This is a genomic window from Streptomyces sp. NPDC033845, from assembly GCF_055576225.1.
Genome location: NZ_JBVIRI010000001.1, coordinates 249019 through 275303, shown reverse-complemented (window position 1 = coordinate 275303; position 26285 = coordinate 249019). Strand labels below are relative to the sequence as shown.

Here is a 26285-nt window from a genome sequence, read left to right as displayed (position 1 = left end):
CGGGCGAACGGTGGCGGGAGACGGTCTGAGAGAATTGGGGGGTGATCTCTCGTATCGACCTGCGCGGCAAAGCCCTCCCCGAGGGTGGCGCCCTGCGCGATCTGCTGCCCCGTGCCGAGTTCGACGTCGCGGCCGCCCTGGACTCAGTGCGGCCCATCTGTGAGGACGTCCATCATCGGGGTACGGCGGCGCTGATCGAGTACGCGGAGAAGTTCGACGGGGTCGTCCTGGACCGGGTCCGGGTCCCCGCGGAGGCCATCGCCAAGGCCCTCGACGAACTCGACCCGGCCGTCCGCGCCGCCCTGGAGGAGTCCATCCGGCGCGCCCGGACCGTGCACTCCGCCCAGCGCCGCACCGAGCACACCACCCAGGTGGTCCCCGGCGGCACCGTCACCGAGAAGTGGGTCCCGGTGGAGCGGGTCGGCCTGTACGCGCCGGGCGGCCGCTCGGTGTACCCGTCCTCCGTGGTGATGAACGTGGTGCCCGCCCAGGAGGCCGGCGTCGAGTCCATCGCGCTGGCGTCCCCGCCGCAGAAAGAGTTCGGGGGGCTGCCGCACCCGACGATCCTGGCGGCCTGCGCGCTGCTCGGCGTGGACGAGGTCTACGCCGCGGGCGGCGCCGTGGCCGTCGCCATGTTCGCGTACGGCACCGAGGGCCCCGACGGCTGCCCGCCGGTCAACATGGTCACCGGCCCCGGCAACATCTGGGTCGCCGCCGCCAAGCGCTACTTCACCGGGAAGATCGGCATCGACACCGAGGCCGGTCCCACCGAGATCGCGGTCCTCGCGGACTCCACCGCCGACCCGGTGCACGTGGCCGCCGACCTGATCAGCCAGGCCGAGCACGACCCGCTGGCCGCCGCCGTGCTGGTCACCGACTCGGCGGAGCTCGCCGAGGCGGTCGAGCGCGAGCTGGAGCCGCAGGTCGCCGCCTCCAAGCACGTCGAGGACCGGATCAGGCCGGCCCTGGCGGGCAAGCAGTCCGCGATCGTCCTGGTCGACAGCCTGGAGGACGGCCTCAAGGTGGTCGACGCGTACGGCGCCGAGCACCTGGAGATCCAGACCGCCGACGCCGCCGCCTGGGCCGCCCGGGTCCGCAACGCCGGCGCGATCTTCGTCGGCCCGTGGGCCCCGGTCTCGCTCGGCGACTACTGCGCCGGCTCCAACCACGTGCTGCCCACCGGCGGCTGCGCCTGCCACTCCTCGGGCCTGTCCGTGCAGTCCTTCCTGCGCGGCATCCACATCGTCGACTACACCCGGGACGCCTTGGCCGAGGTCACCCACCACGTGGTGACCCTCGCCGAGGCCGAGGACCTGCCCGCGCACGGGGCCGCCCTCAAGGCCCGCTTCGGATGGAAGGTCCCCACCCCGTGAGCATCGGAATCGACGACCTCCCCATCCGGGACGAGCTGCGCGGCAAGACCCCGTACGGCGCCCCCCAGCTCGACGTGCCCGTCCAGCTGAACACCAACGAGAACCCCTACGAGCTGCCCGAGGCCCTGGTCCGGCGGATCGCCGAGCGGGTCGCGGACGCCGCCCGCACCCTGAACCGCTACCCCGACCGGGACGCGGTGGAGCTGCGCACCGAACTGGCCCGCTACCTCACCCGGACGGCCGGGCACCCGGTGGCCCGGGAGAACGTGTGGGCGGCCAACGGCTCCAACGAGGTCCTCCAGCAGCTGCTGCAGACCTTCGGCGGGCCCGGCCGGACCGCGATCGGCTTCGAGCCCTCCTACTCGATGCACGCCCTGATCGCCCGGGGCACCGGCACCGATTGGATCTCCGGCCCGCGGGCCGCAGACTTCACCATCGACACGGACGCGGCCGTCGCGGCCATCACCGAGCACGCCCCGGACGTCGTCTTCATCACCTCCCCCAACAACCCCACCGGCACCGCCGTCGGGGCCGAGACGGTCCTCGCGCTCTACGAGGCCGCCCAGGCGGCGAAGCCCTCCCTGGTGGTCGTGGACGAGGCCTACGTGGAGTTCTCCCACCGGGACTCGCTGCTGCCGCTGATCGAGGGCCGCCCCCACCTGGTGGTCTCCCGGACCATGTCCAAGGCCTTCGGCGCGGCCGGACTCCGGCTGGGCTACCTGGCCGCGCACCCCGCCGTGGTCGACGCCGTCCAGCTGGTGCGGCTGCCGTACCACCTGTCCGCCGTCACCCAGGCGACCGCGCTGGCCGCGCTGGAGCACACCGACACCCTGCTCGGCTACGTCGAGCAGCTCAAGACGGAACGGGACCGCCTGGTCACCGAACTCCGGGCGATCGGCTTCGAGGTCACCGACTCCGACGCCAACTTCGTCCAGTTCGGCACCTTCGAGGACTCCCACACCGCCTGGCAGAAGATCCTCGACCAGGGGGTCCTGGTCCGGGACAACGGGGTACCGGGCCGGCTGCGGGTCACCGCCGGCACCCCGGCCGAGAACGACGCGTTCCTGGAAGCGGTTCGCGCACTGAAGAAGGAGCAGCAGGCATGAGCCGCATCGGACGGGTGGAACGCACCACCAAGGAGACCTCGGTCCTGGTCGAGATAGACCTCGACGGCACCGGCAAGGTGGACGTGTCCACCGGCGTGGGGTTCTACGACCACATGCTCGACCAGCTCGGCCGGCACGGCCTCTTCGACCTCACCGTCAAGACCGAGGGCGACCTGCACATCGACTCCCACCACACCATCGAGGACTCCGCCCTCGCGCTGGGAGCCGCCTTCAAGCAGGCCCTCGGCGACAAGGTCGGCATCTACCGGTTCGGCAACTGCACCGTCCCGCTGGACGAGTCCCTCGCCCAGGTCACCGTCGACCTCTCCGGCCGCCCCTACCTCGTGCACACCGAGCCCGAGAACATGGCGCCGATGATCGGCAGCTACGACACCACGATGACCCGGCACATCTTCGAGTCCTTCGTGGCCCAGGCGCAGATCGCCCTGCACATCCACGTCCCGTACGGCCGAAACGCCCACCACATCGTGGAGTGCCAGTTCAAGGCCCTGGCCCGGGCGCTGCGCTACGCCGCCGAGTTCGACCCGCGCGCGGCCGGCATCCTGCCCTCCACGAAGGGCGCCCTCTAGCCGTGAACGGCCTCAACACCATCCTGATCGTCGTCGGCCTCTTCCTGGCCGGCGGGGTCTACTCCTTCCAGAAGCAGCAGATGCCCCGCTCGGTGGTCGTGCTGCTCGCCATCGGCTCGGCGATGTGCCTGGTCGCCGGTGTCATGCGAATCCAAGGAATCTGGGAATGAGCGCAGCCAGCCCCACCAAGAAGGTCGTGGTCTTCGACTACGGCTTCGGCAACGTCCGCTCCGCCGAACGCGCCCTCGCCCGCGTCGGCGCGGAGGTGGAGATCACCCGGGACTACGACCGGGCGATGGACGCCGACGGCCTCCTGGTCCCCGGTGTCGGCGCCTTCTCCGCCTGCATGCGCGGCCTCAAGGAGGCCCGCGGCGACTGGATCATCGGCCGCCGGCTGTCCGGCGGCCGCCCGGTCATGGGCATCTGCGTCGGCATGCAGATCCTCTTCGAACGCGGCATCGAGCACGGCGTGGAGAGCGAGGGCCTCGACGAGTGGCCCGGCACGGTCGGCCCGCTGAAGGCCCCCGTCGTCCCCCACATGGGCTGGAACACGGTGGACGCCGCCCCCGGCAGCCAGGCCTTCGCCGGCCTCGACGCCGACGCCCGGTTCTACTTCGTGCACTCCTACGCGGCGCACGACTGGAGCCTGGAGACCACCAACCCGGCCATCCGCGCCCCCAAGGTCAGCTGGGCCACCCACGGCAAGCCCTTCGTCGCGGCGGTGGAGAACGGGGCCCTGTGGGCCACCCAGTTCCACCCCGAGAAGTCCGGCGACACCGGCGCCCAGCTCCTCACCAACTGGATCGAGACCCTCTGATGACCCTCGAACTCCTTCCCGCGGTCGACGTCCGCGACGGCCAGGCGGTCCGCCTGGTCCACGGAGTGTCCGGCAGCGAGACCTCCTACGGCTCCCCGCTGGAGGCGGCCCTCGCCTGGCAGCGCTCCGGCGCCGAATGGCTGCACCTGGTCGACCTCGACGCCGCCTTCGGCACCGGTGACAACCGGGCCCTGGTCGCCGAGATCACCCGCGCCATGGACATCAAGGTCGAGCTGTCCGGCGGCATCCGCGACGACGCCTCGCTGGCCGCCGCCCTGGCCACCGGCTGCACCCGGGTCAACCTCGGCACCGCCGCCCTGGAGACCCCCGAGTGGGCCGCCAAGGCCATCGCCGAGCACGGCGAGAAGATCGCCATCGGCCTGGACGTCCGCGGCACCACCCTCAAGGGCCGCGGCTGGACCAGCGAGGGCGGGGACCTCTACGAGACCCTGGCCCGCCTGGACTCCGAGGGCTGCGCCCGCTACGTGGTCACCGACATCGGCAAGGACGGCACCCTCACCGGCCCCAACCTGGAGCTGCTGCGGAACGTCTGCGCCGCCACCGACCGGCCCGTGGTCGCCTCCGGCGGCATCTCCTCCCTGGACGACCTGCGCGCCCTCTCCGCGCTGGTGCCGCTGGGCGTGGAGGGCGCGATCGTCGGCAAGGCCCTGTACGCCAAGGCCTTCACCCTGGAAGAAGCCCTGAACGTCACGAAGGCAGGCCCCGCATGAGCTCCGTACGCCGCATCTCCTCCGGTGGCCCCTACGAGGACGTCATCGCCTACTCCCGTGCCGTGCAGCTCGGCAACGGCCTGGTGCTGGTCTCCGGCTGCACCGCCGCCGACGCGGGCGGCCCGTACGACCAGGCCGTCGCCGCCTTCGGTGTCGCGTTCAAGGCCCTCGCCCAGGCCGGGCTCGGCCCCGAGGACGTGGTCCGCACCCGGATGTACCTCACCCACGCCCGGGACGTGGACGAGGTGGGCCGCGCCCACAAGACCCTCTTCGACAGCGTCCGGCCCGCCGCGACCATGCTGATCGTCTCCGGCTTCGTCGACCCCTCGATGGTCGTCGAGGTGGAGGTCGAGGCGTACCGGGAGCCCTCCGCATGAGCCTCGCCGTACGGGTGATCCCCTGCCTGGACGTGGACAACGGCCGGGTGGTCAAGGGAGTCAACTTCCAGAACCTGCGGGACGCCGGGGACCCGGTCGAGATGGCCAAGCTGTACGACGCCGAGGGCGCCGACGAGCTGACCTTCCTCGACATCACCGCCTCCTCCGGGAACCGGGAGACCACCTACGACGTGGTGCGGCGCACCGCCGAACAGGTGTTCATCCCGCTGACCGTGGGCGGCGGGGTCCGCACCGCCGACGACGTGGACAGGCTGCTGCGGGCCGGCGCCGACAAGGTGGGCGTGAACACCGCCGCCATCGCCCGCCCGGAGCTGATCCGGGAGATCGCCGAACGCTTCGGCCGGCAGGTGCTGGTGCTGTCGGTGGACGCCCGCCGCACCGCCGCCGGGACCTTCGAGGTCACCACGCACGGCGGCCGCAAGGGCACCGGGATCGACGCGGTCGAGTGGGCGCACCGGGCGGCCGAGCTGGGCGCGGGCGAGATCCTGCTCAACTCCATGGACGCCGACGGCACCAAGGACGGCTACGACATCGAGATGATCGCGGCGGTCCGCGCGCACGTGACCGTCCCGGTGATCGCCTCGGGCGGGGCCGGCAAGCTGTCCGACTTCCCGCCGGCCATCGGGGCGGGCGCGGACGCGGTCCTCGCGGCCTCCGTGTTCCACTTCGGGGACCTGCGGATCGGCCAGGTCAAGGACGTCCTGCGGGAGGCCGGCCACCCGGTCCGCTGACCGCCGGACGGCCCGGTCCGGCCCCGTCCGGCCCCGGAAAAATCACCGGCGCGTTCCGCCCGCCCCGCCTACCCTGTGGTCCAGACCATAGGGAGAGGGGTGCGGTGGGCGCGTCGGCTGCTTTCCGGAACCGGAACGTACTGCGCTGGCTCGGTGCCTACGCCGCTTCGCTCGTCGGGGACGGGGTCTACTTCCTCGCCCTCGGCTGGGCGGCGGCCCAGGCGGCCGGCCCGGCCGAGGTGGGCCTGGTGATGGCCGCCGGCGCGGTCCCCCGGGCCCTGCTGATGCTCGGCGGGGGAGTGGTGGCCGACCGGTTCGGCCCCCGGCTGGTGGTGATCTCCTCCGACGCGGTCCGCTGCGCCGTGGTGCTGGCGCTGGCCGCCGCCGTCTGGGCGCTGACCCCGGGCCTGTGGGTGCTGGTCGCGGTGGGTCTGGTCTTCGGGGCCGTGGACGCGCTGTTCATGCCCGCGGTGGGGGCGCTGCCGCCCCGGATCGCCGGACCGGAGCTGCTGGTCCGGGTACAGGGCATGCGCAACCTGGTGGAACGGGTCGGGCACACGGCCGGTCCGCCGGCCGCGGGACTGGCGATGGGCCTGGGCGGTCCCGGTGCGGCCTTCGCCCTGGCGGCCGGGCTGTTCGCGGTGTCCCTGGTGCTGCTCTGGGGGGTGCGCATCGCCCCACTGCCGGAGCCGGAGCCGGCACCGGAGCCGTTGCCGGAGAAGGCGGCCGGGGCGGGGCCGGTGCCGGAGTCCCCGTGGCGGCAGCTGGTCCTCGGCCTCGGCTACATCCGCCGGCACCGGGTGATCGGCCCGCTGGTGCTGTCCGGGGCGCTCAGCCAGCTCGGCATCTCGGCCCCGCTGGGGCTGGGCCTGATCCTGCTGGCCGAGGAACGCGGCTGGGGCCCCTCCGGGGTCGGCTGGATCGTCGGCTGCTTCGGCGCGGGCGCCGCCTCCAGCGCACTGCTGCTCACCCTGGTGCCGCGGGTCCCGAAGGCCGGGGCGGTGCAGAACGCCACCCTGATCCTCGGCTCGGCCGGGATCGGGGCGATCGCACTGGCCCCGGGGCTGTCCGCGGCGGCCGCGCTGGCCCTGGTCACCGGCATGGTGTGCGGGATCTGCGGCGGGCTGGCCGTGGCGCTCATCCAGAGCGGCACCGACCCCCGCTATCTGGGCCGGGTCAGCTCGGTGATGGCCTTCACGGCCGTGGGCCTGGCCCCGATGAGCTATCCGGTGTTCGGCCTGGCCGTGGATCTGTTCGGGATCGCCCCGGTCTATCTGGCCGGGGCGGCCCTCAGCATGACCGGCGCCGTCATCGGCACCTCCGCCCCCGAGGTCCGCCGAGCCGAACTGGCCTTCGCCGCCCCCTAGGACGCCATCGGACCAGCGGGTGCCATCGGGCCAGGGGGTGCCACCGGGACCTGTCCCGCCGACCGGACAGGTCCCGGGGGGCGGTTCAGATGCCGAGCTTCGCCGTGGTCAGCGCGGCCACGGCGGTCTTCTCCCCGTCCAGTTCGATGCGGGCCGCCGCCTGCCGGCCGAAGCAGAACAGGGTCAGTTCGCCCGGGTCCCCGGTCACCGTCACCACCGGCACCCCCTTGCGGGCCACCGCCGTCCGGCCGTCCGGCCGCCGCAGCACCAGGCCCACCGGGGACTTCCGGCCGGTGAGCCGGGCCAGCTTCTCCAGCCGCGACCACAGCGAGTCCGAGAACACCGGGTCCAGCTCGCGCGGGGACCAGTCCGGCTGGGCCCGCCGGACGTCCTCGGCGTGCACGTAGAACTCCACGGCGTTGGCCGCCTCGTCGATCTGCTTCAGCGAGTACACCGACAGCTTGGGCGGCCCGGTCCGGATCAGCTGGAGCAGTTCCTCGTACGGCTTGGCGGTGTACTCGGCCATCGCCCGGTCCAGCCGGTCCTTCAGGACCCCGAGCAGCAGTCCGCCCGCCGCGTCCGGCCGCCGCTCCCGGACCACCACGTGGGCGGCGAGGTCCCGGCAGGTCCAGCCCTCGCACAGCGTGGGCGCCTCCGGACCGGCCGCCTCCAACAGGTCCGCGAGGAGAAGGCGTTCGCGCTTCGCATGGGTCGACATGCGGCCAAGGGTACGGCGGTGACCTGACAGATGCCCGCCCATCAGACGGACAGCCTGCGGTACCCCGCCGCCGGGCGCGGCACAATGGCCCGCATGAGTACCACCCCCCGCCCGAGCGACCTCGACCCCGCCATCGCGGCCCGACTGAAGCGGTCGGCCGACGGCCTGGTGCCCGCCATCGCCCAGCAGTACGACACCGGTGAGGTGCTGATGCTGGGCTGGATGGACGACGAGGCGCTGCACCGCACCCTGACCACCGGCCGCTGCACCTACTGGTCCCGCAGCCGCCGGGAGTACTGGGTCAAGGGCGACACCTCCGGCCACTTCCAGCACGTCAAGTCCGTGGCGCTCGACTGCGACGCCGACACCGTCCTCGTCAAGGTCGACCAGGTCGGCGCGGCCTGCCACACGGGCGCCCGCACCTGCTTCGACGCCGACGTCCTGCCGCTCTCCCACAGGTAAGGTCCCACGCCATGGATCTTGAGACGTTCCGCAATCTCGCGAACGACCGCCGTGTCGTCCCGGTCAGCCGCAGGCTCCTCGCCGACGGGGACACCCCGGTCGGCCTCTACCGGAAGCTGGCCGGCGAACGCCCCGGCACCTTCCTGCTGGAGTCCGCCGAGAACGGCCGCTCGTGGTCCCGCTACTCCTTCGTCGGGGTCCGCTCCGACGCCACCCTCACGGTCCGCGACGGCGGGGCGCACTGGATCGGCACCCCGCCCGTCGGCGTCCCCGTGGACGGGGACCCCCTGGAGGCGCTCCGGCGCACCGTGGAGACCCTCCACACCCCCCGCGACCTGACGGCGGGGATGCCCCCGTTCACCGGCGGGATGGTCGGCTACCTGGGCTACGACATCGTCCGCCGGCTGGAGCGGATCGGCGAGCACGGCACGGACGACCTGGAACTCCCCGAGCTGACCATGCTGCTCACCTCCGACCTGGCGGTCCTGGACCACTGGGACGGCACCGTCCTGCTGATCGCCAACGCCATCAACCACAACGACCTCGACACCGGGGTGGACGAGGCGTACGCGGACGCGGTGGCCCGGCTGGACGCGATGGAGGCCGACCTCGGCCGACCCGCCCCGTACGCCCCGACCCCGCTGCCCGCCTCCGAGCTGCCCGAGTTCGCCGGGCTGTGGGGCGGGGACAAGTACCAGGCCGCGGTGGAGGACATCAAGGAGCGGATCCGGGCCGGCGAGGCCTTCCAGGTGGTGCCCTCGCAGCGGTTCGAGACCCCGTGCGCGGCGAGCGCCCTGGACGTCTACCGGGTGCTGCGGGCCACCAACCCGTCCCCGTACATGTACCTCTTCCGGTTCGAGAACGGCTTCGACGTGGTCGGCTCCAGCCCGGAGGCGCTGGTCAAGGTGGAGGACGGGCGGGCCATGGTCCACCCGATCGCCGGAACCCGGCACCGCGGCGCCACCCCGCAGGAGGACCACGAGCTCGCCGAGGAGCTGCTCGCCGACCCCAAGGAGCGGGCCGAGCACCTGATGCTGGTCGACCTCGGCCGCAACGACCTGGGCCGGGTCTGCGAGCCGGGCTCCGTCGAGGTGGTCGACTTCATGTCCATCGAGCGCTACTCGCACGTGATGCACATCGTGTCCACCGTCACCGGCCGGGTCGGCGCCGACAAGACCGCCTTCGACGTGCTCACCGCCTGCTTCCCGGCCGGCACCCTGTCCGGGGCGCCCAAGCCGCGGGCCATGCAGATCATCGAGGAGCTGGAGCCGGTCCGCCGCGGCCTGTACGGCGGCTGCGTGGGCTATCTGGACTTCGCCGGGGACGCCGACACCGCCATCGCGATCCGCACCGCGCTGCTCCGGGACGGCACCGCCTACGTGCAGGCCGGCGCCGGGGTGGTCGCCGACTCGGTGCCCGAGCTGGAGGACAACGAGTGCCGCAACAAGGCCGCCGCGGTGCTCCGCGCGGTGGGAGCGGCGAACCGCCTCCACGGCTGAGGAGGCGGTAGGGGATAGTGGGGTACGTGAGCGCCGTACCCCAGCCCCGAGACGATGCCGAGCCCCCCGCCGAGCCGGGCGGGCCGGACGGACCCGCCGAACCGGTCCGCGCGGCGGGCCGTGACCTCGGCCGCCGCAGCGTCGCCGTCGCCCTGCTGCTCGGCGCGCTCGGCGCCACCGTGGTCCTGCTGGCCTCCGGCCGGACCTGGGCCCGGGGGGCCGCCGCCGTGGCGGACGGCTCGATGGAGCTGTCCGTGGACGGCCGGTCCGTGACCGGGGTCCCGGCCGCGCTGGCCATCGTCGGGCTGGCCGCCCTGGTGGCCGTGTTCGCGGCCCGCGGCAAGGGCCGGCCGCTGGTGTCCGGACTGCTGGCGCTGAGCGGTCTGGGGGCCGCCGCGGCGGCCCTGGCGGGCGCCTCCGACCGGTCGGCCCTGGACGCCGAGGCGGCCCGGATCACCGCCGACACGGCGGCCCGGGCGACCGAGGTCGCCCACACCCCCTGGCCGTACGTGACCGCCGCCGCCGGACTGCTGATAGCCGCCGCAGGACTGCTCGCGCTGCGCTACGGCCGGAGCTGGCCGGCCATGGGAGGCCGCTACGAACGCGCCGGAGGCCCCCGCCGGCGCCCGGCCGCGACCGCCCCCGGCGGATCCGCCGCCGACCGCCCGGAGGACCTGTGGAAGGCCCTGGACCGGGGTGAGGATCCGACCGGCTGAGCCGGCCGCCGACCCGCAGGGCTGAATCCGGACCCGGCGCACCCCGGTACGGCAGGGTGCGGGAGAATGATGTCCGAGCGTTCGGACACAGCACGTTCGACAGAGCACACGAGGAGCTACTCATGGCGGGCACGAGCCACGGACACACCCCGGCCGCCTGGACCGGTGTCATCATCGCCTTCATCGGTTTCTGCGTCTCCGGCGCCTTCATGGTGCTGGCCAACCCGCTGGGATTCTGGGCCGGCCTGGTGGTCGTCGCGGTCGGCGGTGTCGTCGGCATGGCGATGAAGGCCGCCGGCATGGGTGCGAAGAAGGTCCAGCACAAGGACCTCATGGAGGTCATCAACGCCCGGACCGCCTGAGTCCCCTCCGGGCGGGCCGCCATGGCGCCGCGCCCGGAATCCTCGGAAGGCGCGGCCCGTCGGGCTGCGCCTTTCGTCATGGGCGGCGAGAATCGCCCCATGGTCGCCCCGCCCCCGCTCCGGACCCCGCGCACGCGCATGCGCCGGCTGGCCGCGCCCCTGCTCGCCCTGGGCGGCGCGGTGGCCGCCTTCGGGTACGTCGGGGCCGTCGATCCCAACGAGCCGGGGCATTATCCGGTCTGTCCGCTGCTGCGGCTGACGGGCGTCCTCTGCCCCGGCTGCGGCGGACTGCGCAGCGCGCACGCCTTCGCGCACGGCGACCTGACGGTCGCGCTGGGCGCGAACGCCCTCGCGGTGCTCGGCTACCTGATCTTCGCGGGCTATCTGCTGGCCTGGCTGAATCAGGCCTACCGGGGTCGCCCGACGCCCGTGCTTCGTGTGAAACCGCAGGTCTGGTGGGGTGTCGGCTTGCTGGTGCTGGTCTTTTCCATTGTCCGGAACCTGCCCTTCGGGGCATGGCTCGCACCCTGATCACTGAGCTGAACCTTTCATTCCGCATGTCCGGGTGATGGGATGGCGCCAACCGCAGGTCGGGCACGGGGCCCGCTGCGGATACCATTTGAGTGCTGGCCTTGAACCACCTGAAACGACCTGAATCAGTCGACCTACCCGGAAGGGGGCCGCTCGCGTGAGTGTGCTCGACGAGATCATCGAAGGGGTCCGCGAAGACCTTGCCGAACGGCAGGCTCGCGTCAGCCTCGACGAGCTCAAGGAGCGCGCCGCCAAGGCGCCCCGGGCAAAGGACGGCGTCGCGGCCCTGCGCGGCGACGGCGTCAAGGTGATCTGCGAGGTCAAGCGCTCCAGCCCGTCCAAGGGTGCGCTGGCCGCGATCGCCGACCCGGCGGGGCTCGCCGCGGACTACGAGGCGGGCGGCGCCTCCGTCATCTCCGTCCTCACCGAACAGCGCCGCTTCGGCGGCTCGCTGGCCGACCTGGAGGCCGTCCGGGCCCGGGTGGACATCCCGATCCTCCGCAAGGACTTCATCGTCACGGCGTACCAGCTGTGGGAGGCCCGCGCCTACGGCGCCGACCTCGCCCTGCTGATCGTCGCCGCCCTCGACCAGGAAGCCCTGGTCTCCCTCATCGAGCGGGCCGAGTCCATCGGTCTGACCCCCCTGGTGGAGGTCCACGACGAGGAAGAGGTCGAGCGGGCGGTCGCCGCGGGCGCCCGCATCATCGGGGTCAACGCCCGCAACCTGAAGGACCTGAAGGTCGACCGGGGCACCTTCGAGCGCCTCGCCCCGGAGATCCCGGCGCACATCGTGAAGGTCGCCGAGTCCGGCATCCGCGGACCCCACGACCTGATCGCCTACGCCAACGAGGGCGCCAACGCCGTACTGGTCGGCGAGTCCCTGGTCACCGGACGCGACCCGAAGACCGCCGTCGCCGACCTGGTCGCCGCCGGGGCCCACCCGGCCCTGCGACACGGCCGGAGCTGACCGCACCATGACCATCCGGCCCGCCGTCGCCCGCGCCGCGACCCGCCACCGGCCCGGGGCCCGTCGCCCCGGACCGGCCGGCCGCGCGCCCGGCGCACCGACGGCGGGCCTGCCGGCCCGCGACCCGCACGCCGCCCTGGCCCGCGGCCGCACACCGCGCGGCTGCCGCGCCCCGGCCCGCCGGGTCCTCGGCCGCCGGGTGCGCTACGTGATCGGCTCCGAGCCGGGCCAGGTCAACGGCATGCGATGGCCCGCCGAAGGCGCGCCGTAGCGCGGCCACGGCACGGCACCCCAGGGGTACCGTCCCGCTGACCCACCCCGCCCGCCGCCGGCACCGGACCCCCGGACCGGCCGCAGGCTGCTCCGCCCATGCCCGAACCCGCCCGCCGAGGCGCCGGGGACCCGTGGGCCGACGGCGCACACGCAGTCATCAACCGTTGCTTCCGTAGGAGTTCTGGCATGTCCAGCGAGCAGTTCTTCATTCCCGACCCCGAGGGTCACGTCCCCAACGCCGAGGGCTACTTCGGCGACTTCGGCGGCAAGTTCATCCCCGAGGCGCTGGTCGCCGCCGTGGACGAGGTCGCCGTGGAGTACGAGAAGGCCAAGCAGGACCCGGCCTTCGCCGCCGAGCTCAACGACCTCCTGGTCAACTACACCGGCCGGCCCAGCGCCCTCACCGAGGTGCCCCGGTTCGCCGAGCACGCCGGCGGCGCCCGGATCTTCCTCAAGCGCGAGGACCTCAACCACACCGGCTCACACAAGATCAACAACGTGCTGGGCCAGGCACTGCTCACCAAGCGCATGGGCAAGACCCGCGTCATCGCCGAGACCGGCGCAGGCCAGCACGGCGTGGCCACCGCCACCGCCTGCGCCCTGTTCGGCCTCGACTGCACGATCTACATGGGCGAGATCGACACCCAGCGGCAGGCCCTCAACGTGGCCCGGATGCGGATGCTCGGCGCCGAGGTCATCGCCGTCACCTCCGGCTCCCGCACCCTCAAGGACGCCATCAACGAGGCGTTCCGCGACTGGGTCGCCAACGTCGAGGAGACCCACTACCTCTTCGGCACCGTCGCCGGCCCGCACCCCTTCCCGGCCATGGTCCGCGACTTCCACCGGGTCATCGGGGTCGAGGCCCGCCGCCAGATCCTGGAGCGCGCCGGACGCCTCCCCGACGCCGTCGCGGCCTGCGTCGGCGGCGGATCCAACGCCATCGGCCTCTTCCACGCCTTCGTCCCGGACGCCGCGGTCCGCCTGGTCGGCTTCGAACCGGCCGGCCACGGGGTCGAGACCGGGGAGCACGCGGCCACCCTCACCGCGGGCGAGCCCGGCATCCTGCACGGCTCCCGCTCCTACGTCCTCCAGGACGAGGAGGGCCAGATCACCGAGCCCTACTCGATCTCGGCCGGCCTGGACTACCCCGGCATCGGCCCGGAGCACGCCTACCTCAAGGACAGCGGCCGCGGCGAGTACCGCGCGGTCACCGACGACGCCGCCATGCAGGCGCTGCGCCTCCTGTCCCGCACCGAGGGCATCATCCCGGCCATCGAGTCGGCCCACGCCCTCGCGGGCGCCCTCGACCTCGGCAAGGAGCTCGGCAAGGACGGTCTGCTGATCGTCAACCTGTCCGGCCGCGGCGACAAGGACATGGACACGGCCGCCCGCTACTTCGGCCTGTACGACGGCACCGAAGGGGACACGAAGTGAGCAACGGCCAGCCGAACGGCACCATCCAGCTGCTGAGCGACACCCTCGCCAAGGCCCGGTCCGAGAACCGCGCCGCCCTGGTCGCCTACCTCCCGGCGGGCTTCCCCACCGTGGACGGCGGCATCGCGGCCATCAAGGAGATCCTGGCCGGCGGCGCCGACGTGATCGAGGTCGGCCTCCCGCACTCCGACCCGGTCCTCGACGGCCCCGTCATCCAGACCGCCGACGACATCGCCCTGCGCGGCGGGGTCAAGATCGCCGACGTGCTCCGCACCGTCCGCGAGGTGCACGCCGCCACCGGTGCCCCGGTCCTGGTCATGACCTACTGGAACCCCATCGACCGGTACGGCGTCGAGCGGTTCACCGAGGAGCTCGCGGCGGCCGGCGGCGCCGGCTGCATCCTGCCCGACCTCCCGGTCCAGGAATCCGCCCTGTGGCGCGAGCACGCCGACAGGCACGGTCTGGCCACCGTGTTCGTCGTCGCCCCCTCCAGCCGGGACGAGCGGCTCGCCACCATCACCGCGGCCGGCAGCGGCTTCGTCTACGCCGCCTCCCTGATGGGCGTCACCGGCACCCGCACCTCGGTCGGCAACCAGGCCCAGCTGCTGGTCGAGCGCACCCGCAAGACCACCGACCTGCCGGTCTGCGTGGGCCTGGGCGTCTCCAACCCGGAGCAGGCCCGCGAGGTCGCCGCCTTCGCCGACGGGGTCATCGTCGGCTCCGCCTTCGTGAAGAAGCTGCTGGACGCCCCCGACCTGCCCACCGGGCTGGCAGCGGTCCGCGCCCTCGCGGCCGAGCTTGCGGAAGGCGTACGCAGGAGCTGACGCACTCCTGTTCCCGGTGCGGGTTCTGTAGCCCGATCGGGTGGAAGTGGGAGCGGGGAGGCACTGCGGTGCCTCCCCGCCTCGTTTGGCGGACGTGAGCGAGATGAACGACGGTGCGAACCGCGATGCGAAACGATCGGCCCGCGAGCGGCTCCAGGTGGAGCGGGACCGGCAGAAGACCCGGGACAAGCGCCGGCGGACCCTCCTGGTGGCCGGAGCGGTGGTCGGCGTGCTCGGCCTGGCGGCCGTGGTCGGCGTGATCGCCGCCAACACCGGCAAGGACGGCGGAGCGGCCAAGGCCGGCCCGGTCACGGCTCCCTCCGGAGCCACCGGCAAGGACGCCCTCGCCATCCAGACCGGCAAGAACGAGGCCAAGTCCACCCTCACCGTCTGGGAGGACTTCCGCTGCCCCGCCTGCAAGTCCTTCGAGGACGCCTACCGGAGCACCATCCACGAGCTGGAGGCCAAGGGCCAGCTGAAGGTCCAGTACCACCTGGTCACCCTGATCGACGGCAACATGGGCGGCAGCGGCTCCCTGAAGGCCGCCAACGCCGCCGCCTGCGCCCAGGACGCCGGCAAGTTCGCCCCGTACCACGACTCGCTGTTCGTGAACCAGCCGGAAGAGACCGACGACGCCTACGCCAAGGACGACCGGCTGCTGGAACTGGCCGCCAAGGTCCCCGGCCTGGACACCGCCGCCTTCCGGCAGTGCGTGGCGGACGGCACCCACAACAGCTGGGTCGGGAAGTCCTACGACGCCTTCAAGGCGGGCGGCTTCCGGGGCACCCCGACCATCCTCCTCGACGGCAAGGACATCTTCGCCGACCAGGCCAATCCGCTGACCCCGCAGAAGCTCAAGGAGAAGGTGGAGGCCGCCGCCAAGGGCTGACCCCCGCGGACGCTGTGCGACGTTTTGGTTTCGGCTTGCCGGGCGGGTTGCGGTACCCGCCGCCCGGCAAGGTAGCGTCGGTCCTGCCATGGACCTTGCTTATATCCCCAGCCCGTCGACCGGCGTGATCGATCTCGGACCGATCCCGCTGCGCGGCTACGCGTTCTGCATCATCATCGGCGTCTTCCTCGCCGTCTGGATCGGCAACAAGCGCTGGCTCGCCCGCGGCGGGAAGCCCGGCACGGTGGCCGACATCGCCGTCTGGGCCGTGCCGTTCGGCCTGGTCGGCGGCCGGCTCTACCACGTCATCACCGACTACCAGCTCTACTTCGGCGACGGCCGGAACTGGGTCGACGCCTTCAAGATCTGGGAGGGCGGCCTCGGCATCTGGGGTGCCATCGCGCTCGGCGCGGTCGGCGCCTGGATCGGCTGCCGCCGGCGCGGCATCCCGCTCCCCGCCTGGGCGGACGCCCTCGCCCCCGGAATCGCGCTGGCCCAGGCCTGCGGCCGGTGGGGCAACTGGTTCAACCAGGAGCTCTACGGCCGGGCCACCGACCTCCCGTGGGCCCTGAAGATCACCGAGGGCCCGAACCGGGAAGCCGGCTACTACCACCCGACCTTCCTCTACGAGTCCCTCTGGTGCGTCGGCGTCGCCCTGCTCGTCATCTGGGCCGACCGCCGCTTCAAGCTGGGCCACGGCCGGGCCTTCGCCCTCTACGTCGCCGCCTACTGCGTGGGCCGCGGCTGGATCGAGTACATGCGGGTCGACGAGGCGCACCACGTGCTGGGCCTCCGGCTCAACGTGTGGACCTCCATCGTGGTCTTCCTGCTGGCGGTCACCTACTTCGTCCTCTCCGCGAAGCTGCGGCCGGGGCGGGAGGCGGTGGTCGAGCCGGATCTGCCGGGTGCGGTTTCGGCTCCGGCGGGTGCGGGTGCGGAGGCTGACGCCGAGGCCGGAGCCAAGGCCGACGATGGCGCCAAGGCCGGGGCTGGTGGCAAGGCCGGACCCGACGCCAAGGCCGGAGCCGAGGCCGGGGCCGAGGACGGAGCCGGGGCCGAGGCCGAGGTGAAGCCGGAGGCTGGGGCGGGGCCCGGGGCCAAGAAGCTCTGAGTCCCCTCCCCGCCCCTTCCCGGAACCGGGGGCCCTGCCCCCGGACCCCCGCGCCTCAAACGCCGGCGCTTCAGTGCCCCGGGGCGGGGCGGCGGGTCGAGAGGGCGACGATGCGTTCGGCGCCGGCCAGGACGGCCGGGTCGACGAAGCGGCCGTCCGGCAGGGCCACCGCGCCCGGGGTGCGCCGTGCCGCGCCCACCACCTCCCGGGCGGCGCTCACCTCCGCGGCCGTCGGCAGATAGGACCGCTCGATCACCGGCAGCTGCCGCGGATGGATCGCCGCCCGGCCCAGGAACCCCAGGGCCCGTCCGTGGGCGCAGGAGGCCGCCAGGGCCTCCATGTCGCAGATGTCGGGGAACACGGACTGGGCCGGCGGGGCCAGCCCGGCGGCCCGGGCGGCGACCACCACCCGGGACCGGGACCAGTCCAGGCCCTGGTCGGCGCTCACCCCGAGGTCGGCCCGCAGGTCCGCCTCGCCCAGGGCCAGCCCGTGCAGGGCGGGGTGCGCGCGGGCGATCTCGTAGGCCCGCTCCACCCCGATCGCGGACTCCAGCAGCGCGTACAGCGCCACCCCGCCGGTGCGTTCCGCGACCCGGGCCACCGTCTCCGGGGCGCCGACCTTCGGCAGCCGGATCCCGGACAGGCCGCGCAGTCCGTTCAGCGCGGTCAGGTCGGCTCCCGCCCAGGGCGAGTCGATGGCGTTGACCCGGACGTGGACCGGTACCGGCGGGCGGGCGGTCAGCAGTTCCGCCGTGGCGGCGCGCGCGTACTCCTTCCGGGAGACCGGGACCGCGTCCTCCAGGTCCACGATCACCGCGTCGGCGCCCGCGGCGAGTGCCTTGGCGACCACCGCCGGCCGGTCGCCGGGAACGTACAGCCAGGTGAGGATCACAGCACTCCCTCCGTCCGCAGCCCGGCGATCTCCGCCGGGGACAGTCCCAGTTCGCCGAGGACCGCGTCCGTGTCGGCGCCGTGCGGGCGGCCCGCCCAGCGGATCCCGCCGGGGGTCCCGGACAGCCGGAACAGCACGTTCTGCATGCGCAGCGGCCCCAGTTCCGGATCCTGGACCTCGGTCAGGGTGTCCAGGGCCGCGTACTGCGGATCGGCCATCACGTCCCTGATGTCGTAGACGGGCGCCACCGCGGCCTGCGCCTCCTCGAAGGCGGCGACCACCTCGTCCGCCTTGTGCCGGGCGATCCAGCCGCCGACCGCCTCGTCCAGCAGTTCCGCGTGTGCGGCCCGCTCCGCCCCGGACCCGAACCAGGGCTCCTCGGCCAGCTCGGGGCGCCCCACCAGCCGGACCACCCGTTCGGCCACGGACTGGGCGGAGGTGGAGACGGCCAGCCAGCGGCCGTCGGCGCTGCGGTAGGTGTTGCGGGGGGCGTTGTTGGCGGAGCGGTTGCCGGTGCGCGGCTGGACGTAGCCGAGCTGGTCGTACCAGAGGGGGTGCGGGCCCAGCACCGTCAGGATCGGCTCGATGATGGCCAGGTCCACGACCTGCCCCCGGCCGGTGGCGGCCCGGCCGGCCAGCGCGGTCATCACCGCGTACGCCGTGGTCAGCGCGGCGATCGAGTCGGCCAGCCCGAACGGGGGCAGGGTCGGCGGTCCGTCCGGGTCCCCGGTGATCGCGGCGAACCCGCTCATGGCCTCGGCGAGGGTGCCGAAGCCGGGCCGGTGGGCGTAGGGGCCGTACTGTCCGAAGCCGGTCACCCGGGCCAGCACCAGGCGGGGGTTGGCCGCCGACAGCTCGGGCCAGCCCAGGCCCCACCTCTCCAGGGTGCCGGGCCGGAAGTTCTCGATCACCACGTCGGCGCCGGCGGCGAGCCGGAGGAGGGTGTCCCGGCCGCCGGGGGCGGACAGGTCCAGGGTGATGGTCCGCTTGTTGCGGCCCAGCAGCTTCCACCACAGGCCGATGCCGTCCTTGGCGGGGCCGTGGCCGCGGGAGGGGTCGGGGCGCAGCGGATGCTCCACCTTGACCACCTCGGCGCCGAAGTCCCCGAGCAGGGTGGCGGCGAGCGGGCCGGCGAACAGGGTCGCCAGGTCCAGCACCCGCAGCCCGGTCAGCGGCCCGCCGGCCGGGGTCATGCGGGGCCGCCCTGTTCCGCGGTGCCCGCGCTGCCCGCGGTTCCCGGGTGTGACGTGTGTGCCGTGTGTGCCGTGAACAGTTCCTCGGTCTGGGCGCGGTCCGGCATGGAGTCCTGGGCGCCGGGCCGCTGGACGGACAGCGCGGCCGCCGCCGAGGCCCAGGCCAGCGCGGCCCGCACCGGACGGCCCTCGCCCAGGGCCACGGCCAGCGCCCCGACGAAGGTGTCCCCGGCCGCGGTGCTGTCCACGGCCCGGACCGCCGGGGCCGCCACGGTGACCGGTTCCCGCCCCCGGGCCGCGTGCAGGCAGCCGGCCGCCCCCAGGGTGATCACCACCTCGGGGACCAGCCGCAGCAGGGCCTCGGCGGCCCGCGGCGGATCGGTCAGGCCGGTGAGGGCGGCCGCCTCGTGCTCGTTGGGCACCAGCAGGTCGGTGGCGGCGAGCAGCCGGTCCGGCAGCGGCTGGGCGGGCGCGGGGGTCAGCACGGTCCGCACCCCGTGCGCCCGGGCGGCCTCGGCGCCCGCCAGTACGGCGGACAGGGGCAGTTCCAGCTGGAGCAGCAGGACGTCTGCCGCCGCGATCCGGGCCTCGTCGCCCGTCTCCAGCCCGGTGAGCCGGGCGTTGGCGCCGGGGATCACGATGATGGAGTTGCCGCCCTCGTCGTCCACGGTGATGTGGGCGGTGCCGCTGGCGCCCTCCACGGTGCGCAGCCCCTCGGTGCCGACCCCGGCGGCGCGCAGCGAGGCCCGCAGCCGCAGCCCGAACTCGTCGGCCCCGACCGCGCCGATCATGGTCACCGCCGCTCCGCAGCGGGCGGCGGCCACGGCCTGGTTGGCGCCCTTCCCGCCGGGGACGGTCCGGAAGGCGCGGCCGGTCACCGTCTCGCCGAGCCGGGGGGCTTTGGGGACGTAGGCGACCAGGTCCATATTGGTGCTGCCGAGCACGGCGATGGCCGTCATGAGCGGGCTGCCTCCTGAGCGGTGAGCTGGGCGAGGGTGTCGAAGCCGATGCCGTCGAACCCGGCGACGCTGCTGGCCAGCCGGTTCCTCAGCGGGGCCGTCCAGTGGTCCGGGAGGGCCTGCGGGGAGCCTGCCAGCAGTCCGGCGAGCCCACCCGCGGTGGCCCCGTTGGAGTCGGTGTCCCAGCCGCCGGACACGGCCCGGGTGACGGAGTGGCCGAAGTCCCCGTCGGCATGGGTGAGGGCGGCGGCGATCAGGGCGGTGTTGGGCACCGAGTGCACCCAGTGGTAGTGGCCGTGCCGGCGGTGCAGGTGGTCCACCACCCGGTCGAAGTCGGTGTGCCGGGACGCGGTGTCGATGCCGTCCCGGACGGCCTCGGCCAGCCGGGAGCCGACGGGGACGGCGTCCAGTCCGGCGCGCAGCGCGGTGTGCACGTCGGCCCGGCCGCCGGCCGCCGAGGCGATGGCGGCGGCGGCGAACCGGGCCGCGTGGACCCCGTTGCCGGTGTGGGTGAGCGCGGCGTCCCGCTCGGCCTGCCGGGCGGCCCGGACCGGGTCCCCGGGGTTGGTCCAGCCGTGCACGTCCGCCCGGATCAGGGCGCCGATCCATTCGCGGAACGGGTTGCGGTGGACGGCGGTGCGCGGCGGCTCCACCCCGAGCAGCAGGTTGCGCAGGGCGATCCGCTCGGCGGTGAAGGTCCGGCCGGGCGGCAGCTCGTCCAGCCAGAGGCGGGCCACGTCGGCGGTCCGGAAGTCCTTGCCGTGCCGTTGCAGGAGCAGCAGGTTGAGCAGGGCGTAGTTGAGGTCGTCGTCCTCGGGCATGCCGTCGATGTTCTCGGCGAGGGAGGTGCCGGCGGACCGGCGGTTCCAGGGGTGGGCGGCCAGCAGCTCGGCGGGCACCCCGCGGGCGGTGAACCAGCTCCGCAGCGGCCAGTTGCCGGCGGCCCGGCCCAGCGCCCGGATGGCCTCCAGCGGCAGCTTCTCCACCGGCTTGCCCAGCAGGCATCCGACGGCCCGGCCGGTCCACGCGGCCTCCAGCCGGTCCGTCAGCCCGGCCCCGGCCGCCGCCCCGGTCGGGCCCGCGGCGGCCGGCTGCGGGCCCGAGGCCGACGTACCCGACGGGGCCGGCGCCGCCGGCGGGGCCGGTGGCTCGGGGAGGGCGGCGAGTTCGTCGAGGAGGCGGTCGGCCAGGGCGCGCAGCGCCGGGTCGGCCGGGGTCTGCGAGGCCCCGGCCCGGGTCGGGGCGGGACGTCCGCCCGCGGCCCGCCAGGCCCGCAGCTGCGCCCCCGGGTCCCGGCCGTCCTCGACGGCCTGCCGGAGCTCGTGCCCGACCAGGTCCTCCGGCTGCACCCAGGTCAGCCGGACGCTGTCGGCCGTGGTCATCGGGGGTCCGTGAGGGCGGCGAACGCGGCCTCGTGGGCGCGGCGGCGGGCGGTGTCGCGGGCGAACACCTCGCGGCCGACGGCTGCCAGCGCCGCGGCCGGGGCGTGCAGGTCCAGCCGGCTGGCCCCGGCCACCCGCTCCGCCCAGTCGGCCGGGACGGCCGCCTCGCCGCCGAGCGCGCCGGCCAGCGCGCCGGCCATGGTCGCCGTCGAGTCGCAGTCCCGGCCGTAGTTGACCGCGCCGAGGACCGCCGTCCGGTAGTCCCCGTCGGCCACCAGCAGCATGCCGAGCGCCACCGGGAGTTCCTCGATGGAGTGCAGCCGGGACGGCCGGCGGGCGCCCAGCGACGGGGCCCGGTAGTCCGGCCCGACCGTGTCGTACGGGGCCACCGCGGCCCGCAGCGGGCCCAGCGCCGACTCGAACCCGCGGTGTCCGGCGGCCGCTTCGGCCACCGCCTCGATCGCGGCCCGGGTGCCGTCCTTCGCCAGGGCGAGGGCGGTGTCCACCACCGAGGCGGCGGTGGCCCCCGGCGTGCAGGCGGCGGCGACGGCCGCCGCGAACACCCCGGCGGCCTCCCGTCCGTACGAGGACTGGTGCGCCCCCGCGATGTCCAGGGCCTCCGCGTACGCCCCGGCCGGATGGCCCGCGTTGACGATCCCGACCGGTGCCATGTACATCGCGGCACCGCAGTTGACGATGTTCCCGGAGCCGGCCTCGCGGGGGTCCACATGGCCGTAGTGGAGGCGCGCGACGATCCACTTCTCGGCCAGGAAGATCCGCTGGAGCGGCAGTGCCTCGGCCTCCAGCTCCGGGATCCAGCGCGGGTCGCCCATCAGGTCGGGGACCAGGTGGTCGGCGACCGCGTAGGCGTCCAGGTGGTCGCGGACCCGCTCGTAGACCCGGACCAGGGCATGGGTCATCAGGGTGTCGTCGGTGACGTGCCCGTCGCCCTTGTGGTACGGCGCGATGGGGCGGGCGGTGCGCCAGTCCTCGTACCAGGGGCCGACGATGCCGTGCACCCGGCCGCCGTGCCGTTCCACGATGAGGTCGGGGGACCAGCCCTCGACCGGGCCGCCGAGGGCGTCGCCGACGGCGGCGCCGATCAGGCAGCCGGCCGCCCGGTCCTCCAGCGGGGGAGCGGCCGCGGTGGTGGCCGGGGTCGTGGCCGTCGTCGGGGTCGTCATGGGCGTCATGTCAGGGAGGCTCCTTCGGTGGCTTCGGGGGTGGTGAGCTCGGTGCCGGCGAGCAGCGCGGCCAGCTCCACCAGATCGGTGCCGGCCAGCCGGGGCAGGGCGCAGCCGGACAGGGTCCGGCAGGCCTCCCGCCAGGCGGCCGGGATGGCGGCGGCGCCGCCCAGGGCCCCGGTGAGGGCACCGGCCAGGGCGGGGGCGGAGTCGGCGACCCGGGACAGGCAGGCGGCGGCCGGGACGGCCTCGGCCACCCGGCCGCGGGCGGCGGTGGCCAGGGCGAGGGCGACGGGGACGGTCTCGGCGGCGGCGATGCCGTAGCTGTAGACGTGGTCGACGATCTGGTGTTCGAGGGTGGGGACGAGTCCGAAGGCGCCTTCGGCGGCGGTCCGGGCGAGGGCGACGGCGTGCCGGGCGTTGCGGCCGATCTCCGTGCCCTCGGGGAGTTCCAGGAGGGCCTCCTCCACGGCCCGGTCCACCCCGGCGCCGCCGAGGGCCGCCGCGACGGCCGCGGCGACGGCGCGGGCGCCGTGCACCCCGTCGCCGTCCTGGGTGTAGCGGGCGTCGAACTCGGCGAGGTCGGCGGCGGCGCGCGGGTCGCCGGGGTGCACCACGGCCAGGACGGCGGCCCGGACGCAGGCGGCGTCGTCGAAGTAGTGCGGGTTGTCGTGGCCGGTGGCGGGCGGGCGCAGACCGGCGGCGAGGTTCCCGAGCCCGGCGCGCACGGAGATCCGGGCGCGCATCGGGAGCACCGCGGACTCCACCTCGGGCGCGCGTTCGGCCGCGGCGGCGACCTCGCTGGCGAGGGCGTTCCAGGCCAGGTCGATGGCGGCCCGCATCCGGCGGGACCGGGACAGGTCGCTGAGCAGGGCCCCGGCGGCGGTGAGCACGGACTCGGCCGCGAAGGCGGCCCATTCGGCGTCGTCGGAGGGGCCGAGGCGGAGGGGCTCGGGCGGCTGGTTGAGGGCGATCGGGACCGGGAGGGTGGTGGTGGCGTTCTGCTCGGCGAAGGTGTCGAGCTCGCGGGTCAGCCGGCGGGTCCACTCGGGCATCCGGCTGGCCCGGTGCCGGGCGGCGGGCCAGCCGGCCGCGTCCCCGGCGGCCAGGCCGAGCAGCAGCCCCTCGATCCGTCGCCCGTCCGCCGCCGGGGCGGTGCCCTCGCGGGCCGCCGTCTCCGCCCGGGGTCCGGGCCCGGTCCGGGCCCCGGCCCCGGCGGGCGGCTCCGGCGCGATCGGTACGGCCGCGGCAGCGACGGCCGCGGCCGCTGCGGCGGCGGGGGCGGCCTGCGGCCGGTTGGCGGCCGGGCAGAGCGGGGCCGCCGGGCCGGCCGGCCCCGGCTCCCTACCGTCCGCCGGACCGGTGGCCGGCGCGGGCCCGGGACCGTCCGGCGCGAAGGGCCCGGGCCACGGGGCGGGGCGCGGTGCGGCGGAGCCGGCCGGGAGGCCGGGGGAGGCGGTGGGGGCGGTCATCGGCGGGGCTCGCTTTCCTGGGTTCGGTGGGGCTCGCTCTCCGGGGTGAGGAGGTCCGCGATGTCCAGCACGTGGTAGCCGCGCATCGAGGGCAGACAACTGCCGCGGACCGGCCCGATGGCCGCGGCCCAGTCGGCCGGGATCGCCGAGAGGCCGGACAGGGCTCCGGCCAGGGCCCCGGCCACCGCGGCGGTGGTGTCCGCGTCCCGCCCCATGTTGACCGCGGTCAGCACCGAAGCGGCGAAGGCGCCGCCGGAGGCGGCGAACGCGCCGAAGGCCAGCCCGACGGCCTCCGGGGCCAGGTCCGTCCACGGATAGCCGCCGATGACCACCGCCGAGCGGACCGCCCGCTCCCCGCGCGGGGCGGCGGTCACCGCGCGCCGCAGGGAGCGGGCCGTCCAGGAGTCGGAGGGGATCACCGACAGGGCGGCCGAGACCACGGAGGCGGGGGAGCCGCCGGCCATGGCCGCGGCGACCCCGGCGGCCACCGCCTGTCCGCCGTAGATGCCCTCGCCGTCATGGCTGACGGTGCCGTCGACGGCGACCAGCCGGGCCGCCTCGGCCGGCCGGCCCGCCGCGAACACCCCGAACGGGGCGGCCCGCATGGCGAGCCCGTCCGACCAGGCGTGCCGGTGCTGCGCGGAGATGGGGGCGGCCAGTCCGCGCCGGAGGTTCTCCAGGGTGCCGCGTTCGGAGAACCCGGCCCCGCGGAACGGGCCTTCGTCCAGATCGGCGATCCAGAGGTGCCAGGCCCGTTCGACGTGTGCCACGGTCAGCGCGCTGCCGTGCCGGGCCAGCAGCAGGCCCGAGAAGATCGCGTACTCGGTGTCGTCGGTGCCGGCCGGGTCCTCCGAGACGAAGCCCTCGATCCGGCCCCAACGGGAACGGATCTCCGAGGGCTTCATGTTCTCCGCGGGGGCGCCCAGCGCGTCCCCGACCGCGAGTCCCAGCAGGGCGCCCCTGGCCCGTTCGAGGAGGACCTTCGGATCGCGTGCGGTCAGCTCCATGGCGCGCCTCTCCGACTCGGTGGAACTCATCATGAGCCCATGGGGGATTTGTGCCATGGCATTCGGTTTGTCGGCTGCTGCGAAACACCCCTCGAACCCGCCCGTCACCCGGTCGCCGAACCTCAAAACCCCTGGTAAGTACGGCCTTCCTTGCTGGCGGCGGCTGGAAATCGTGCGTAGTTTCGAGGTGTTCAGGGGGACGGGACGGGCCGGAACGCCCTTCGGGTTCCTGCCTGCCTTCCGTCGTACGCAAAAGGGGAGCGAAGCCACATGTCCATCAGCGCCATCCACGGCATCATCGACACCCGGGCGCCGCTGCACGAGGCGCACCGGGAGAACCACACCCACCGGGACGTCAACGGCGGATGGCTGCGGCCGGCGGTGTTCGGCGCGATGGACGGACTGGTCTCCAACCTGGCGCTGATGACCGGTATGGCGGGCGGTGCGGTGTCCCCGCAGACCGTGGTGATCACCGGTCTGGCGGGTCTGGCCGCCGGTGCCTTCTCGATGGCCGCCGGAGAGTACACCTCGGTGGCCTCGCAGCGGGATCTGGTGCTGGCGGAACTCGACGTGGAGCGCCAGCAGTTGCGCAAGCACCCGGTGGACGAGATGGAGGAGCTGGCCGAGCTCTACGTCTCCCGGGGCGTCGAGCCGGTGCTGGCCCGCGAGGTGGCGGTGCAGCTGTCCCGGGACCCGGAGCGGGCGCTGGAGATCCACGCCCGCGAGGAGCTCGGGATAGACCCGGAGGACCTGCCCTCCCCGCTGGTGGCCGCGGTGTCCTCGTTCGGCTCCTTCGCGCTGGGCGCGCTGCTGCCCCTGCTGCCGTACCTGCTCGGGGCCACCGCGATCTGGCCGGCCGTGCTGCTGGCGCTGGCCGGGCTGTTCCTCTGCGGGGCCGTGGTCTCCAAGGTCACCGCCGCCACCTGGTGGAGCAGCGGGCTGCGGCAGCTGCTGCTGGGTGGCGCGGCGGCGGGTGTGACGTACATCCTGGGAACCTGGATCGGTTCGGCCGTAAGCTGACCCGCGCGAGAGTGAGAGACTATGCAGTAACCGACATATTCAGTGGGTTACCCGGTGGTTTCGATTTCATGTCCACCGGGCATGACACCCCAGCGGTCGGGAGACCTGGGCGCCGCGGGCAATGATGCCCGTCCCGCCCCGGGCCCTCCGGTCCGCCACCCAAGGACTCACGGCCCGGAACAGGGCCGCGAAGGTCCCCACTCTGCCGTGAGCAGTGTCCGCATGCTGAAACGCGATATCCGGTTCGCGGGATTGCCGTCATCATGTAACCTGCACG

At 74.2% G+C, this 26285-nt stretch carries 29 protein-coding genes; 21 read left to right on the top strand and 8 right to left on the bottom strand.

The features are described from left to right. Positions 1-41 precede the first annotated feature (41 nt). The 9 genes from hisD (at position 42) to ACZ50K_RS01235 (ending at position 7113) form a co-directional block, all read left to right on the top strand. Positions 42-1373 carry a histidinol dehydrogenase gene (gene hisD, locus ACZ50K_RS01275; RefSeq protein ID WP_468895883.1) on the top strand — a complete coding sequence of 444 codons (1332 nt, stop codon included), beginning with the start codon at positions 42-44 and terminating at the stop codon, positions 1371-1373. Next, the gene (locus ACZ50K_RS01270; RefSeq protein WP_468895880.1) at positions 1370-2479 is read left to right on the top strand and encodes a histidinol-phosphate transaminase; all 1110 of its coding nucleotides are present in this window, start codon (positions 1370-1372) and stop codon (positions 2477-2479) included. The genes hisD and ACZ50K_RS01270 overlap by 4 nt, the downstream gene beginning before the upstream one ends. Then, complete coding sequence (gene hisB / locus ACZ50K_RS01265; RefSeq protein WP_328298154.1) at positions 2476-3069, top strand: imidazoleglycerol-phosphate dehydratase HisB; 594 nt, start codon at positions 2476-2478, stop codon at positions 3067-3069. The genes ACZ50K_RS01270 and hisB overlap by 4 nt, the downstream gene beginning before the upstream one ends. Positions 3070-3071: 2 nt before the next feature. Next, positions 3072-3239 (top strand): hypothetical protein, encoded by a 168-nt coding sequence (locus tag ACZ50K_RS01260; RefSeq protein WP_468895877.1) that lies wholly within the window; start codon positions 3072-3074, stop codon positions 3237-3239. Further along, on the top strand, positions 3236-3886 hold the full coding sequence (hisH, locus tag ACZ50K_RS01255; RefSeq protein ID WP_468895874.1) for an imidazole glycerol phosphate synthase subunit HisH: 651 nt from the start codon (positions 3236-3238) through the stop codon (positions 3884-3886). The genes ACZ50K_RS01260 and hisH overlap by 4 nt, the downstream gene beginning before the upstream one ends. Next, positions 3883-4617, top strand: a complete 735-nt coding sequence (priA, locus tag ACZ50K_RS01250; protein WP_468897147.1) for a bifunctional 1-(5-phosphoribosyl)-5-((5-phosphoribosylamino)methylideneamino)imidazole-4-carboxamide isomerase/phosphoribosylanthranilate isomerase PriA — start codon at positions 3883-3885, stop codon at positions 4615-4617. The genes hisH and priA overlap by 4 nt, the downstream gene beginning before the upstream one ends. Beyond that, complete coding sequence (locus ACZ50K_RS01245; RefSeq protein WP_468895871.1) at positions 4614-4994, top strand: RidA family protein; 381 nt, start codon at positions 4614-4616, stop codon at positions 4992-4994. The genes priA and ACZ50K_RS01245 overlap by 4 nt, the downstream gene beginning before the upstream one ends. After that, complete coding sequence (gene hisF, locus ACZ50K_RS01240; protein ID WP_468895868.1) at positions 4991-5746, top strand: imidazole glycerol phosphate synthase subunit HisF; 756 nt, start codon at positions 4991-4993, stop codon at positions 5744-5746. Before ACZ50K_RS01245 ends, hisF begins: the two co-directional genes overlap by 4 nt. A gap of 104 nt (positions 5747-5850) precedes the next feature. After that, positions 5851-7113: an MFS transporter gene (locus ACZ50K_RS01235; protein ID WP_468895865.1), complete on the top strand. Its 1263-nt coding sequence runs from the start codon at positions 5851-5853 to the stop codon at positions 7111-7113. Between the two features lie 85 nt (positions 7114-7198). Here the strand turns inward: ACZ50K_RS01235 and ACZ50K_RS01230 are convergent, their stop codons facing one another. Beyond that, entirely contained in the window at positions 7199-7831 is a 633-nt protein-coding gene (locus ACZ50K_RS01230; RefSeq protein WP_468895862.1) for a TIGR03085 family metal-binding protein, read from the bottom strand. 84 nt (positions 7832-7915) lie between these two features. Here ACZ50K_RS01230 and hisI point away from each other — a divergent pair, with 84 nt between their 5' ends. The 11 genes from hisI to lgt all read left to right on the top strand — a co-directional run bounded on the left by hisI (position 7916) and on the right by lgt (position 16899). After that, a complete protein-coding gene (gene hisI, locus ACZ50K_RS01225) occupies positions 7916-8293 on the top strand; it encodes a phosphoribosyl-AMP cyclohydrolase (protein ID WP_468895859.1) in 378 nt (125 codons plus the stop codon). Between the two features lie 11 nt (positions 8294-8304). Beyond that, complete coding sequence (locus ACZ50K_RS01220; protein WP_468895856.1) at positions 8305-9792, top strand: anthranilate synthase component I; 1488 nt, start codon at positions 8305-8307, stop codon at positions 9790-9792. A 17-nt stretch (positions 9793-9809) separates the two neighbouring features. Then, positions 9810-10508, top strand: coding sequence for a TIGR02234 family membrane protein (locus tag ACZ50K_RS01215; protein WP_468895853.1), 699 nt, complete (start codon positions 9810-9812; stop codon positions 10506-10508). A gap of 122 nt (positions 10509-10630) precedes the next feature. After that, positions 10631-10870, top strand: a complete 240-nt coding sequence (locus ACZ50K_RS01210) for an HGxxPAAW family protein (protein ID WP_468895850.1) — start codon at positions 10631-10633, stop codon at positions 10868-10870. Between the two features lie 99 nt (positions 10871-10969). Beyond that, complete coding sequence (locus ACZ50K_RS01205; RefSeq protein WP_468895847.1) at positions 10970-11401, top strand: DUF2752 domain-containing protein; 432 nt, start codon at positions 10970-10972, stop codon at positions 11399-11401. A 157-nt stretch (positions 11402-11558) separates the two neighbouring features. Next, on the top strand, positions 11559-12368 hold the full coding sequence (trpC, locus tag ACZ50K_RS01200) for an indole-3-glycerol phosphate synthase TrpC (protein ID WP_468895845.1): 810 nt from the start codon (positions 11559-11561) through the stop codon (positions 12366-12368). Between the two features lie 7 nt (positions 12369-12375). Beyond that, positions 12376-12639, top strand: coding sequence for a tryptophan biosynthesis modulator TrpM (gene trpM / locus ACZ50K_RS01195; RefSeq protein ID WP_468895842.1), 264 nt, complete (start codon positions 12376-12378; stop codon positions 12637-12639). 188 nt (positions 12640-12827) lie between these two features. Continuing rightward, positions 12828-14075 carry a tryptophan synthase subunit beta gene (gene trpB, locus ACZ50K_RS01190; RefSeq protein ID WP_468895839.1) on the top strand — a complete coding sequence of 416 codons (1248 nt, stop codon included), beginning with the start codon at positions 12828-12830 and terminating at the stop codon, positions 14073-14075. Next, a complete protein-coding gene (gene trpA / locus ACZ50K_RS01185; protein ID WP_468895836.1) occupies positions 14072-14899 on the top strand; it encodes a tryptophan synthase subunit alpha in 828 nt (275 codons plus the stop codon). Before trpB ends, trpA begins: the two co-directional genes overlap by 4 nt. A gap of 103 nt (positions 14900-15002) precedes the next feature. Further along, complete coding sequence (locus tag ACZ50K_RS01180; RefSeq protein ID WP_468897145.1) at positions 15003-15788, top strand: DsbA family protein; 786 nt, start codon at positions 15003-15005, stop codon at positions 15786-15788. Positions 15789-15876: 88 nt separating this feature from the next. After that, positions 15877-16899 (top strand): prolipoprotein diacylglyceryl transferase, encoded by a 1023-nt coding sequence (gene lgt / locus ACZ50K_RS01175; protein WP_468895833.1) that lies wholly within the window; start codon positions 15877-15879, stop codon positions 16897-16899. A gap of 70 nt (positions 16900-16969) precedes the next feature. Here lgt and ACZ50K_RS01170 read toward each other — a convergent pair whose 3' ends face one another. The 7 genes from ACZ50K_RS01170 to ACZ50K_RS01140 are packed head-to-tail and all read right to left on the bottom strand — an operon-like array spanning position 16970 to position 24988. Then, positions 16970-17791: an HpcH/HpaI aldolase/citrate lyase family protein gene (locus ACZ50K_RS01170; RefSeq protein WP_468895830.1), complete on the bottom strand. Its 822-nt coding sequence runs from the start codon at positions 17789-17791 to the stop codon at positions 16970-16972. After that, positions 17788-18984, bottom strand: coding sequence for a CaiB/BaiF CoA transferase family protein (locus tag ACZ50K_RS01165; protein WP_468895827.1), 1197 nt, complete (start codon positions 18982-18984; stop codon positions 17788-17790). The genes ACZ50K_RS01170 and ACZ50K_RS01165 overlap by 4 nt, the downstream gene beginning before the upstream one ends. Beyond that, positions 18981-19943 (bottom strand): ribokinase, encoded by a 963-nt coding sequence (gene rbsK / locus ACZ50K_RS01160; protein WP_468895824.1) that lies wholly within the window; start codon positions 19941-19943, stop codon positions 18981-18983. Before rbsK ends, ACZ50K_RS01165 begins: the two co-directional genes overlap by 4 nt. Next, the gene (locus tag ACZ50K_RS01155; RefSeq protein ID WP_468895821.1) at positions 19940-21325 is read right to left on the bottom strand and encodes an ADP-ribosylglycohydrolase family protein; all 1386 of its coding nucleotides are present in this window, start codon (positions 21323-21325) and stop codon (positions 19940-19942) included. The genes rbsK and ACZ50K_RS01155 overlap by 4 nt, the downstream gene beginning before the upstream one ends. After that, on the bottom strand, positions 21322-22518 hold the full coding sequence (locus tag ACZ50K_RS01150; protein WP_468895818.1) for an ADP-ribosylglycohydrolase family protein: 1197 nt from the start codon (positions 22516-22518) through the stop codon (positions 21322-21324). Before ACZ50K_RS01150 ends, ACZ50K_RS01155 begins: the two co-directional genes overlap by 4 nt. Further along, the gene (locus ACZ50K_RS01145) at positions 22515-23981 is read right to left on the bottom strand and encodes an ADP-ribosylglycohydrolase family protein (RefSeq protein ID WP_468895815.1); all 1467 of its coding nucleotides are present in this window, start codon (positions 23979-23981) and stop codon (positions 22515-22517) included. Before ACZ50K_RS01145 ends, ACZ50K_RS01150 begins: the two co-directional genes overlap by 4 nt. Continuing rightward, entirely contained in the window at positions 23978-24988 is a 1011-nt protein-coding gene (locus tag ACZ50K_RS01140) for an ADP-ribosylglycohydrolase family protein (protein ID WP_468897143.1), read from the bottom strand. The genes ACZ50K_RS01145 and ACZ50K_RS01140 overlap by 4 nt, the downstream gene beginning before the upstream one ends. 270 nt (positions 24989-25258) lie before the next feature. On the opposite strand from ACZ50K_RS01140, the gene ACZ50K_RS01135 reads away from it, so the two are divergent. Further along, complete coding sequence (locus ACZ50K_RS01135; protein WP_468895813.1) at positions 25259-26008, top strand: VIT1/CCC1 transporter family protein; 750 nt, start codon at positions 25259-25261, stop codon at positions 26006-26008. Positions 26009-26285: the final 277 nt, after the last annotated feature.

What these genes read in the sequence shown, in the direction of transcription:
- ACZ50K_RS01230 (WP_468895862.1), bottom strand. Translation starts at nt 7,831, where the DNA reads ATGTCGACCCATGCGAAGCGCGAACGCCTTCTCCTCGCGGACCTGTTG.
- ACZ50K_RS01155 (WP_468895821.1), bottom strand. Translation starts at nt 21,325, where the DNA reads ATGACCACGGCCGACAGCGTCCGGCTGACCTGGGTGCAGCCGGAGGAC.
- hisH (WP_468895874.1), top strand. Translation starts at nt 3,236, where the DNA reads ATGAGCGCAGCCAGCCCCACCAAGAAGGTCGTGGTCTTCGACTACGGC.
- ACZ50K_RS01245 (WP_468895871.1), top strand. Translation starts at nt 4,614, where the DNA reads ATGAGCTCCGTACGCCGCATCTCCTCCGGTGGCCCCTACGAGGACGTC.
- lgt (WP_468895833.1), top strand. Translation starts at nt 15,877, where the DNA reads ATGGACCTTGCTTATATCCCCAGCCCGTCGACCGGCGTGATCGATCTC.
- ACZ50K_RS01210 (WP_468895850.1), top strand. Translation starts at nt 10,631, where the DNA reads ATGGCGGGCACGAGCCACGGACACACCCCGGCCGCCTGGACCGGTGTC.
- hisF (WP_468895868.1), top strand. Translation starts at nt 4,991, where the DNA reads ATGAGCCTCGCCGTACGGGTGATCCCCTGCCTGGACGTGGACAACGGC.
- ACZ50K_RS01145 (WP_468895815.1), bottom strand. Translation starts at nt 23,981, where the DNA reads ATGACCGCCCCCACCGCCTCCCCCGGCCTCCCGGCCGGCTCCGCCGCA.
- hisI (WP_468895859.1), top strand. Translation starts at nt 7,916, where the DNA reads ATGGCCCGCATGAGTACCACCCCCCGCCCGAGCGACCTCGACCCCGCC.
- trpM (WP_468895842.1), top strand. Translation starts at nt 12,376, where the DNA reads ATGACCATCCGGCCCGCCGTCGCCCGCGCCGCGACCCGCCACCGGCCC.
- trpB (WP_468895839.1), top strand. Translation starts at nt 12,828, where the DNA reads ATGTCCAGCGAGCAGTTCTTCATTCCCGACCCCGAGGGTCACGTCCCC.
- ACZ50K_RS01140 (WP_468897143.1), bottom strand. Translation starts at nt 24,988, where the DNA reads ATGGAGCTGACCGCACGCGATCCGAAGGTCCTCCTCGAACGGGCCAGG.
- rbsK (WP_468895824.1), bottom strand. Translation starts at nt 19,943, where the DNA reads ATGACGGCCATCGCCGTGCTCGGCAGCACCAATATGGACCTGGTCGCC.
- hisB (WP_328298154.1), top strand. Translation starts at nt 2,476, where the DNA reads ATGAGCCGCATCGGACGGGTGGAACGCACCACCAAGGAGACCTCGGTC.
- ACZ50K_RS01205 (WP_468895847.1), top strand. Translation starts at nt 10,970, where the DNA reads ATGGTCGCCCCGCCCCCGCTCCGGACCCCGCGCACGCGCATGCGCCGG.
- ACZ50K_RS01135 (WP_468895813.1), top strand. Translation starts at nt 25,259, where the DNA reads ATGTCCATCAGCGCCATCCACGGCATCATCGACACCCGGGCGCCGCTG.
- ACZ50K_RS01220 (WP_468895856.1), top strand. Translation starts at nt 8,305, where the DNA reads ATGGATCTTGAGACGTTCCGCAATCTCGCGAACGACCGCCGTGTCGTC.
- ACZ50K_RS01150 (WP_468895818.1), bottom strand. Translation starts at nt 22,518, where the DNA reads ATGACGCCCATGACGACCCCGACGACGGCCACGACCCCGGCCACCACC.
- ACZ50K_RS01180 (WP_468897145.1), top strand. Translation starts at nt 15,003, where the DNA reads ATGAACGACGGTGCGAACCGCGATGCGAAACGATCGGCCCGCGAGCGG.
- ACZ50K_RS01165 (WP_468895827.1), bottom strand. Translation starts at nt 18,984, where the DNA reads ATGACCCCGGCCGGCGGGCCGCTGACCGGGCTGCGGGTGCTGGACCTG.